The organism is Blastococcus sp. CT_GayMR20 (assembly GCF_004570345.1).
Window position 1 is genome coordinate 1 of record NZ_SPQM01000201.1, and the last position, 6,798, is coordinate 6,798.

At 72.7% G+C, this 6,798-nt stretch carries 5 protein-coding genes; all 5 read right to left on the minus strand.

Features of this window, described 5'->3' with window-relative positions; genetic code table 11:
• Positions 1-1,288: AMP-binding protein (locus E4P40_RS25250; protein ID WP_135161083.1), on the minus strand; the 1,288-nt coding region annotated here is incomplete at its 3' end.
• Between the two features lie 21 nt (positions 1,289-1,309).
• Complete coding sequence (locus E4P40_RS25255) at positions 1,310-2,389, minus strand: NAD-dependent epimerase/dehydratase family protein (RefSeq protein WP_245160574.1); 1,080 nt, start codon at positions 2,387-2,389, stop codon at positions 1,310-1,312.
• Complete coding sequence (locus tag E4P40_RS25260) at positions 2,386-3,933, minus strand: wax ester/triacylglycerol synthase family O-acyltransferase (protein ID WP_135161084.1); 1,548 nt, start codon at positions 3,931-3,933, stop codon at positions 2,386-2,388. The genes E4P40_RS25255 and E4P40_RS25260 overlap by 4 nt, the downstream gene beginning before the upstream one ends.
• Positions 3,934-4,051: 118 nt before the next feature.
• Positions 4,052-5,014, minus strand: coding sequence for an alpha/beta hydrolase (locus E4P40_RS25265; protein WP_245160575.1), 963 nt, complete (start codon positions 5,012-5,014; stop codon positions 4,052-4,054).
• 43 nt (positions 5,015-5,057) lie between these two features.
• Positions 5,058-6,798, minus strand: a 1,741-nt coding sequence (locus E4P40_RS25270) for an FUSC family protein (protein WP_135161086.1), incomplete at its 5' end; no start/stop codon positions are given.

Genomic DNA, 6,798 nt, shown 5'->3' on the forward strand with positions numbered 1-6,798 from the left:
CGGCCTCCAGGACGGCGGGGTGCTCGTGCAGCACCTCCTCGATCTCGCGCGGGTAGACGTTGAACCCGCCGCGGATCACCAGGTCCTTCTTGCGGTCGACGATGTAGAAGAAGCCGTCGTCGTCCCGGTAGCCGAGGTCGCCGGTGTGGAACCAGCCGCCCCGCATGGCCTCCGCAGTGGCCTCCGGCCGGCCGAGGTAGCCCTTCATGACGCAGTGGCCGCGCAGGACGATCTCACCGACGGAGTCCGGCCCCGTCGGGAGCTCGTGGTCCTCGGCGTCGACGACACGGACCTCCACGCCCCACAGCCGCTTGCCGATCGACATGACGCGACGGTCCTCGACGCTGCGGTTGAAGGTGGCCATCGCGCAGGTCTCCGACAGGCCGTAACCCTCGAGGACGGGTACCCCGCCGTAGGCCGCCTCGAAGCCGCGGAGCACCTCGCCGGGGATCGAGGCGCCGCCGGAGACGCACACCCGCAACGAGGAGACGTCGCGACCGGCGAGATCGGCGTGCAGGAGCGCCACGAACATCGTCGGGACGCCGCAGAAGACGGTCACCCGGTGCTGCTCGATCGCGTCCAGGACGGCGCCGACCTCGAAGCGGGGGACGAGCACCAGCGTGGCGCCGCACCGGATGGCGGTGTTCATGACGCTGGAGAGCCCGAAGACGTGGAAGAGCGGCAGCACCGCCATGCTGACGTCGTCGTCGCGGTAGTCGAACGTGTCCCCGGCGACCGAGGACGCCATGTACAGCTGGAAGTGGGTGAGCTCCGCGCCCTTGGGCCGGCCGGTCGTCCCGCTGGTGTAGATGATCACCGCGGTGTCGTCGCTGTTCATCGGCTCGATCTCGTAGCGCTCGGCCCCGTAGAGCTCGTCGAACGGCGACGTCCCCTCGACCGCCGAACCCACCACGAAGACCTGCGCGCCGCCGGCTGCCCCCTTGAGTGCCTCCGCGGCGAAGGCATCGAAGGTGATCAGCACCCGCGCCCCGCTGTCCTGCAGGTGGTAGGCGATCTCGGGCGCCTTGAGCAGCGGGTTGAGCGGCACGAGCGTCACCCCGGCCTTGAGCGCTCCGAAGTAGGCGAACAGGAACTCCGGCACGTTGGGCAGCTGCAGGGCGACGGCATCGCCACGGCTCAACCCCGCCGCCTGCAGGCCCGACGCCACCCGGCCCGACATGATGTCGACCTGCTGGTAGCTCAGCGTCAGCGAACCGATGTGGAGCAGGGGGTGCTCCGGGTTCTCCAGCGCGGACTCCCGCAGGATCGTCGCGAGGTTGAAGCTCATGTCGTTCCCCCAGGCGAGCCTTCAGGTGGTGCCGGAATCCCTGTTCAAGGTGTCCCGCAGGGCCTCGAGGCCGCTGAACCGCGGACGCCAGCCCAGCTGCTCCCGCGCCTTCGCGGTGTCCATGATCGCCGGACGGCTCGCGGCCTCGACCCACTCGGCGACCGGCGGCAGGAACGGCAGGCGCGAAAAGGCACGCGCGGCGGCCTGAGCCGGTCCGGCGGGCAGCGGGATCGGCAGGGCGCCGAACTCGCGGGCCACCTCGACCGCCGTGACGATGCCGTCGCCGGCGATGTTGTAGGCGCCGGGCGGGCCGGCCCCGACGATGCACTGCACGAGCGCGCGGCCGACGTCCTCCTCGTGGATGAACTGCATCGGCAGGTCGGGGGTGAACACCGGCACCGGGAACGGGAGGCGTCGCGGCCGGCTGAACAGCATGCGGCCCAGCGGGGCCAATGGCCCGGGCAGGACGTCCTTGCCCCCGACGACGTTCGGGCCCAGCACGATCGGCGGGCGCAGCAGGAAGAGCGCGAGCGCGGGGTGCTGTGCCGCCTCCGCCTCCAGCAGGCCCTCCAGCTCGGCCTTCTCCTGGGCGTAGAACAGCTTGGCCGCCGGGCGGGTGGGCCAGTCCTCGGCGATCGTCTCCGGGTTGTCGTCGTGGAACCCGTAGGCCGCCACCGAGGAGGCGTAGACGAACCGGCGAGCGCCCGCGGCGGCCGCAGCGCGGAACACGTTGAGCGTGCCGTCGACGTTGATCGACCGGGTGGTCTCCCGCGAGGCGTTCCCGGTGATCAGGAAGGCGAGATGCACGACGACGTCGGCGCCCTCGAACGCGGCCCGCAGCGCGTCCTCGTCGCGGACGTCGCCCTGCCGGTACTCCATCTTCGTCCAGCCGCGCTCCGCCGGGTCGAAGGGACGTCGGGCGATGCCGATGACCCGCCCGATGCGGTCGTCGTCCTCGAGGAGTGGGATGAGCCCGGACCCGAAGGTGCCGGTGGGGCCCGTGACGGCGACCGTCAGCTCGCGCGCGGCCGCCTCGTCGTCATCCAGTCCGCGGGGACCTTCGCCGAGCGCGCCCGCCCCGCGCCGCCGACCCGGGCTCACCGGGACGCCGCCGCCTTCTTGGCCGGTCGCTTGGCCGGCTTCGCCGCATCTTTCGCGGGGGTCGCGGCCTTGGCGGGGGTCGCGGCCTTGGCGGGCGTCGCCGCAGTGGCGGGGGCGGGGGCGGCGGCCGGCGAGGTCGACGACTTGTCGGACTGCTTCTGGGCGATCGCCAGCAGCTGCTCGATCCCGCGCCGGATGCCGCCCGACAGCACGTCGACGTCCGGGTAGCCGTCGAAGTCGGCGTTGATCCCGAAGGTCATCGTGTTCAGGTAGCTGAAGATGCCGATGGAGCAGCGCGTGCCACCGGCGATCGGCACGTAGGCGGTGGCGGACAGCATCCGCTTGCCGAGCACGTACAGCGGCACCCGCGGGCCTGGCACGTTGGTCGTCACTGCCTGGCACCACATCTGGCCGGCCTGCATCACGGCCCGGACGCCCATGGAGAGCAGGGTGGGGGCGACGTAGTTGCCCATCGCGATGATCGAGTTGGCGTCGACGGCCCCCATGGTCTTCTTGTACTCGTCCATCTGCCCGCGGATCGCACCCAGTCGCTCCACCGGGTCGGCGATGCCGACGGGCAGGTCGACGAACACGGCGGAGACCTGGTTGTTCAGTGCGCCCTTCTGGTCGGGCCGCCGGACCGACACCGGCACCATCGAGCGGACGACGAGCCTCTCGGAGGTGAGCTCACCGCGGCCCTGCAGGAGATCCCGGAAGCCGCCGGTGATCGCGGTGAGGACGACGTCGTTGACGGTGCCGCCGAGTGCCGTCCGCACCGCCTTGAACTCCTCGAACCTGCCGTCGGTCCAGGCCCAGCGCCGGTGTGGGCCGATCGGTCCGTTCAGCGACCGGGCGGTCGGGGTGACCGCCTGCTTCGCCAGCGACGGCACGGTCTGGGCCAGTGTCCTGCTCTGCCCGGCGAGGCCCTTCGCCGCTCGCACCGCGGAGCCGACGCTGGGCATGGACGTGAGCTGCTGGAGCGGATGGGTGATCGTGTCGTTGACCGCCTGCTGGACCACCGTGAGGGACGACGGCGTGCGCCGTGGCGTCCAGTCCTGTGGGGCCTCGTGCTTCGCGTCCGGGTCGAGGTCGAACATCAGCTGCATCAGGTCGGTGCCGGCGACGCCGTCGACCATGCAGTGGTGCACCTTGGAGATGAGGGCCCACTTGTCGTCGGCGAGGCCCTCCACGAGCCACAGCTCCCACAGCGGCTTCGCCATGTCGAGCCGCTGACCGAGGACGCGGCCGGCCAGGTTGCGCAGCTGCTCGTCGCTGCCCGGACGCGGCACCGCGGTGTGCCGCACGTGGTACAGGATCTGGAAGTGCGGGTCGTCGACCCAGACAGGGCGGCCGAGCTGCATGGGGACGGGCCGGACGCGCTGGCGGTACCGCGGCACCTTCGGCAGCTTGCTGAGGATCAGCCGGACGACGTCGCCGTACGTGGGGGCGGGCCCGTCGAAGACCGCCACCGACCCCACGTGCATGGGGGTGTTCTCGCTCTCCGCGTAGAAGAAGCTCGCGTCGAGGGCGCTCAACCGGTCCACGTTCTGCTCCTCGCAATTTCACGATCTTGGTTGGCCGCTGAAGTTAGGTGTGTCTCCGGGTGCACGCAAACTGATCTTGTGGCGGTGACCACAACCTTCATGCCCGGGCGGCGGGCGGTCAACCCGCGTTCCTCCTACCGAGGGCGATCCGGTCGAGCAGGTCGGTGAACGCCTGGTTCACCACGGCGGTGCGGGTCAGGTTGACGCTGTGCCCGGCTCCCGGGACGACGACCAGGTCCGCGCCCTCGCCGATCTGCTCGGCGATCCGCCGGCCGTGGGCCGCGGGGGTCAGCCGGTCGTGGGTCGCGGCGACCACGGTGACCGGCACGCGCTCGAGGATCCGGAGGGACTCCGTCTCGTCGTGGTCGAGGAAGGTCGCGTAGAACGCCATGGTCACGGGCAGCGGCGTCTCCTCCAGGAGCTGCTGCACGAGGCGCACGTCGTGGGGATGGGCGTCGCTCTCGCCGAACAGCAGCCGGCGGGTGACCCGGCGGCCGATCGCCGTCCCGCGCCGGCGGAAGCGCTCGAGCAGCGGGGCCAGGAACTGCAGGAAGCGCAGGTAGAGCGACAGCAGGCCGAGCCTGCGGACGAGCTTGACGGCGAGCCCCAGGACGCCGGTCTCCACCAGGCCACCGGCCGACGTGGCCAGCAGGAGGACGCCGACGACGCGGGTGCCGAAGAGCTCCGGCCGCTGACGCGCCAGCGCCATGACGCTCATGCCACCCATCGAGTGCCCGGCCAGCACGACCGGCCCGGTCGGGACCGTGGCGTCGAGGACCTCGCCCAGGTCGCGACCCGTGCGGTCGATCGTCGCCTTCGTCAGCGGCGTCCACCCGGAGCGCCCGTGGCCGCGCTGGTCCCAGAACACGAGCCGGGCGCGGTCGCGGAGGGCGGTGCGCTGCAGTTCCCACTCGGCCAGCCGGGCGGTGAAGCCGTGCGAGAACAGGACGGTGACGTCGGCCGTCTCCTCCCCGTCCACCTCCACGTGCAGGGGTACGCCGTCGTCGGTGGTGACGGTGCGGGAGCCTGGCGGGGGAGGTTCGGACAGCGCGGGCAGGGAGAGCGGCTCATCTGTGGGCACCCGGCTCATCCCAGGGGCACGCCCCCGCGCGCGCAACTGCGGCTCAGGTCTCCTGGCGCCGGCCGGGCGCGTTCTCGCGCACCAGCCGGCGGGTGGTGTCCACCTCGCGCGCGACCGGGGCGAGCACGCCGTCGGCGAGGATCTCGGCGTCGTCGGGGACGCGGTGGGCCCGCACGTCCTCCTCGAGCCGCCGGATGGCCCGCCGGAGGACGGCGACCTGCGCGAGGTCGGGAGCCGGGTCGCCCTCGCGCTGGGCGATGACGGCCTCGGTGACGGCGTCCGACGTCCGTTCCAGCTGGACGATGACCGGCCACCAGGCGGCGGCGCGGTTGCTGATCGGCGGGGGTTCGGCGAGCCGCCGTTGCAGCTGGGTCTGCAGCTCGGTGAGCGCACGGTAGTTGCGGCGCCGCGCCCGCCGTCGGTCCGCCGGGCTCCCGGTGAAGGCGGCCTCGACGAACGCGTCGAGGGCGAGGGCGGCGTCCCGGAGCGCCTCGTCCAGTGGTGCCCGCCAGGTCTGCGGCCAGAGGAGGTAGCCGAAGACGAGGACGATCGCGCACCCGATGAGCGTGTCGGTGAGGCGGGCACCCACCAGTCCCGGTCCGCTCGGCAGGGCGAGGTCGAGCAGCAGGATGATCACCGGGGTCTGGAACACCGAGAAGAGCCCGAAGTTGGCGTTGCGGGCCCAGGGGAGCAGCGCGGCGAAGAACGCCATCGCGACGAGCACCCAGGCGTCGCGCGGCAGGACGGCGAGCAGCGCCGAGCCGATCAGGACGCCGAGGAGGGTGCCGGCGCCGCGCTGGACCGCCCGCGTGAACACCGATCCGAAGTCGGGCTTGAGCACGATCGCGACGGTCAGGAGCACCCAGTAGGGCCGCTCGATCGGCAGGTACTGGCGGGCGATCTCGGCGATGGTCATGCACAGCGCCAGCCGGACGGCGAAGGCCCGGCTCTCGGTGTTCGTGAGGGTGCGGTCGGCCAGTTCGCGCAGCCGGGTCCGCAGGTCGACCTCGGGTCGGTGCGCGGCGGCACCGGCCCGCTCCTCGGGGTCGCCGACGACGTTCCACACCAGCCGGATGCCGTGCCGCACGGTGCGCCGGGCCGGGGTGCCCTCCTCGCGCGGCGGGGGCCGTTCCTGCGTCAGCTCGCCCGTGCCGTCGAGCGCGGCGGCCAGGGCGCGGACGGCTGCCACGTCCTGCGGGTCCGGGGGATCGCCGGCCCGGGCCGCCGCGACGGCTCCCTCGACCAGCGGCGCCGCCGCGTTGAGGACGCCCGCCAGCTCCGACAGCTCCCGGCTGCGCCCGGCCGAGAGACTGCGGCTGCGGATGACCCGGTCGTAGGCGGCGTTGAGCGCGGTGGTGAGCGCGCGGCGGGCGTCCTCGGCCTGGGGCGTGCCGACGGCGGTCAGCAGGTCGGCGATCCGCGTGAAGACCGCCGCCACGGACGTGCGGTCGGGGTCGAGCGCCTCGGTGCGGGCCTGCACCAGCGTGGCCAGCGTGGCCCAGCCGGCACCGGCGAAGAAGAACCCGATCTCCGCGGGAAGGGAGAGCGGGGTGACCAGCCCGGAGGAGAGCGCGGTGTAGACCAGCAGCTGCAGCGAGCCGAGCGACAGGGCCGCGTTGACCGAGCTGATCAGGGCGGCGACCGCCGAGATCAGGGCGATGAGGACGACGGGCGCCCATCCGCCGCCGGTCGCGAACTGGCCCGCGAGCAGCCCCACCGCGCCGCAGTCGGGCCCCCTGCGCGACCAGCTCCGCCGGACGGCGGCGGCGGTCGGCTTCGGCGCG